General features: G+C 52.1%; 6 protein-coding genes and 1 pseudogene. All 7 read right to left on the bottom strand.

Annotation, left to right across the window (positions count from 1 at the left end; all coding sequences use genetic code 11):
- Positions 1–212, bottom strand: a 212-nt coding sequence (locus AC01FP_RS16710) for a type II toxin-antitoxin system RelE/ParE family toxin (protein ID WP_474477499.1), incomplete at its 3' end; no start/stop codon positions are given.
- Positions 213–358: 146 nt separating this feature from the next.
- A complete protein-coding gene (locus tag AC01FP_RS16715) occupies positions 359–712 on the bottom strand; it encodes a HepT-like ribonuclease domain-containing protein (protein WP_474481794.1) in 354 nt (117 codons plus the stop codon).
- Positions 702–1,004, bottom strand: coding sequence for a nucleotidyltransferase family protein (locus tag AC01FP_RS16720; protein ID WP_474481795.1), 303 nt, complete (start codon positions 1,002–1,004; stop codon positions 702–704). The genes AC01FP_RS16715 and AC01FP_RS16720 overlap by 11 nt, the downstream gene beginning before the upstream one ends.
- 170 nt (positions 1,005–1,174) lie before the next feature.
- A complete protein-coding gene (locus AC01FP_RS16725; protein ID WP_474481796.1) occupies positions 1,175–2,056 on the bottom strand; it encodes a restriction endonuclease in 882 nt (293 codons plus the stop codon).
- Between the two features lie 151 nt (positions 2,057–2,207).
- Positions 2,208–2,285: pseudogene (locus AC01FP_RS16730) on the bottom strand (type II toxin-antitoxin system RelE family toxin); the annotation flags it as partial.
- Positions 2,286–2,457: 172 nt separating this feature from the next.
- The gene (locus AC01FP_RS16735; protein WP_474481797.1) at positions 2,458–2,772 is read right to left on the bottom strand and encodes a CopG family transcriptional regulator; all 315 of its coding nucleotides are present in this window, start codon (positions 2,770–2,772) and stop codon (positions 2,458–2,460) included.
- Between the two features lie 97 nt (positions 2,773–2,869).
- Positions 2,870–3,167 (bottom strand): hypothetical protein (locus tag AC01FP_RS16740; RefSeq protein ID WP_474481799.1); only part of this gene is annotated, 298 nt, incomplete at its 5' end.

Genomic DNA, 3,167 nt, shown 5'->3' on the forward strand with positions numbered 1-3,167 from the left:
ATCAACACAGCACCTCTTTGCTGAAAATAGACTCTGTAACCAGGGCCAAAATTAATCCGCAGCTCAGATACTCCAGCACCTACGGGGCGTACATCACCTGGATTGCCGCTAATGAGGCGCTCAACCCTGGCTTGCACGATCGCCTTGGCCCTCAGATCCCTAAGACCCCTGAGCCAACGCGCGAACTCATCGGTGCGAAGGAGTGAAATCACCTACCCAGTGTAGCCCTTTGGCTACGGAAAGGCAAGGCAAGGGCATTGGCGCCATCCTGTGGGCGAAGCCGCTCGCCATCACCTGGCCGCAAGGAGCGGCTAGCAAAGCAGAAGGCCTACGGCGGCGGCTCAGGTGGATGGCAGGGTTAGGTTGCGCCAAACAAATCGTGGAGAAGGTTCCCCTCCTCTTCTTTTAGGACAACCAGATCCGAGTAGACAAGGCCGAACACCGAATCGTCGTCAACGGCACCATAGTCATGAGCGAGGCGATTCCTAAAATCAATGATAGCCCTTGAATTAGATATTGAAAGAAATAAGCGCTCATCAAGCACGCTGATTCTGCGAAGAGCTTCGCTAATGATGATAAATTCTCGCTCCACTGACGACCTGACAGCGCGCCAGGCTCGATACTCCTCCAAGAAGACAGCCTCGGTCACCTCTTCAATCGCAACGCAAGCATCATAGATATCCTGCAAATACGCAGATACATCACGTGCCATAAATAAGCTTCTTCGTCCGATCAATCTCGCTGGCGATGACCTTATTCTTGACAGCACCGCTCATTACCAAGTCAACCTCGCCCTGAAGGATCTTGCTAAATGCAGCACGAGCCTCTAGGTAAATATGGAATTTCTTGGAGATATCGATAGGCCCAAATTCTACAAGAAGATCAACATCGCTGTCTCCATGCCTGAAGTCTTCTCTGAGAGCAGAGCCAAAGATAAATAAGCGCTCGATACCGTATCTCTGGCAGGCTTTTGCGATCTCTTCTCGCTTCTCATCAATGATCATGGGCATGAGACGCAACCCCTCAAGCCATCTTAGCCGGATACGAGAGCGGCAACAGGAGGCAAGCACCTATGCCGCGTCAAACTAACGCTCGCCATCACCTGGCCGCCAGGAGTGTTCGGAGAAGTAGAAAGCCATTCGGTGGCGGCTCAGGTGAATGGCGATGTTAGAAGTCACTCCTTGAACTTCTCAAAGTAAGCAGGGTCAACATCGTACACAGTTCGCTTGAAGACACCAAGCTCAACCCGCTGGAACATTTCAACCAGCTTATCCCCGTCAACAAGCTCGACTTGAGGTGCGCCTTCCCTACTCGCTTCCTGGATAGCAGCATTACTAAATCCTGATGTAGTAATAATGATTCCCTTTTCGGCTCTGCCTATCATTGTATTCCGGAAGTCGCCAACTTGAGCGCGAGAGACTAAGTTGCCTTTGGCATAGCGTTTGCATTGGAAGAGTACCCTGAAGCTTACAAATGGGTTGATCTCAAGAGTTCCATAACCATCAATTCCACCATCCGCAGAGCCACCCGTCACTTCAACGTTCTCAAAACCTGATTCTCTGAGAAGCTCTCTGCAGACCTTCTCAAAGCCTGTAGGACTTATTGATCTCAGGGTACTTAGCAAATCAAGCTTTTCGCCTTCATCTGGATCTTCCGTTGAGTCTTGTGGAGGCAACAGCTCCTGTTCGGCTTCTGGTGCTTCTCGTTTCTGCTTCCGGTTCTCGGCGTGAATGGAAACCCACTTCAGAAAGATATCGCGTGCTTCCTTGTCACCAAGATGAGCGTGGCGGCCCTTCTCCGTCAGCGTCCAAGTTCCATGCTTAGACGAATCCAGCAGACCTTCCCAGACAAGATACTGTCTTGCCCAAGCGACTTGGTTATGGAACTTGCTCCCACCCGACTTGAGAGTCTGATCCAATAGTTCATCTGGTAAGCCTAGATTTTTCGCTATGCGCACAGAAACCTCTCTCGGCCGCCCTGAATCCCCTAGATCCCTAAGCGCATCTAGGAGGGGTCCGAACCATCGAATGAACTCAGCCTGAGCCTTCTTCGCCATTACGAGGAGGATGCCACGTCAGTGTAGTTGGCTTGCGCCAGGCCTGCTTTCCTGTACTTCTAACGCTCAAGATCAGAAGCGGGCGAGCGAACCTCGGCATTGCCGATTTCCTCCGCTCCCGTCTTCTGTATCTTGATGTTAGAAGGTCCACTCATCGGTAGACATCTCTTCTATGGCCGACCTTAACAACGTCGACAACACGCGACAGATCATCGACAGAGTAGATGACCCGATAGTTGCCTTAGCGGACACGATATAGGTTCGGCCTACCCGCGAGCTTTTCAGACCCTGATGGCCGCGGTTGAGTTGCCAGTGATTTGATCTTCTCAATCAATCGTGACAATGACGCCTTGTCCGATACCGCCTGTAGCTCCTTGGCTGCTGATGACTTAATCGTGAGGCTATAAACGGCCACTATCTCTAAGGCTTGTGACAAACTCATCGAAGCCAGCGCTTGGCTCAGCTTGCCTCTGATCAGCATCTCTCAAATCATCAGCATCTTCAGCCAATGTCATGCGAACTGCTTCATTGACCATGTCCGATATTGAGCGGTTACATGCAGCAGCTCTTAGGCGCAGTGCACGATGTACATCCGCGTCAAAATAAATAGTAGCCCGTTTCGCTTCATCCATTTCATGACCATAGCGCTTTGACGTCAGAACGTCAAGACGGCGGCGCTTTCTGCCATCCTCTGATCCTTCTAACGTGTTAGGCATGAGCGGCGGTCAAGACCGCTCAGGTTGATAACTAGCTGACGCCGTCCGTTCGATGCCTTTGTTGGGCGGCGCAGCAGACTCCCTGGGAAAGGTCGAGTCACGCACCAATCTGCACCAAGAGCTTGCTAGCACGCTTGGCGACGGAGCGCCGCTCGTCGTCTTGCAGCGCCTCAAGCCGAGGGATGAGCCAATCCTTGAGGGACTCATCATGAGCCGACCACTCAGCGAGAGCCTCCATTGAGTTGTTGAGGACGATCCAGTCGTCCCACTCCTCCAAGTTGGACATGAGCAGGTTCTTCGCCTTCTCCTGCTGAAGCGCGTCGGTGACTTTCAGGAAAGTTGTCACTCCTTGGCTGCCATTCAGGCGGCCTTGATTAAGGGTAGCGCCATGAGCG

The sequence above is a fragment of the Cyanobium sp. NIVA-CYA 375 genome (assembly GCF_056108345.1).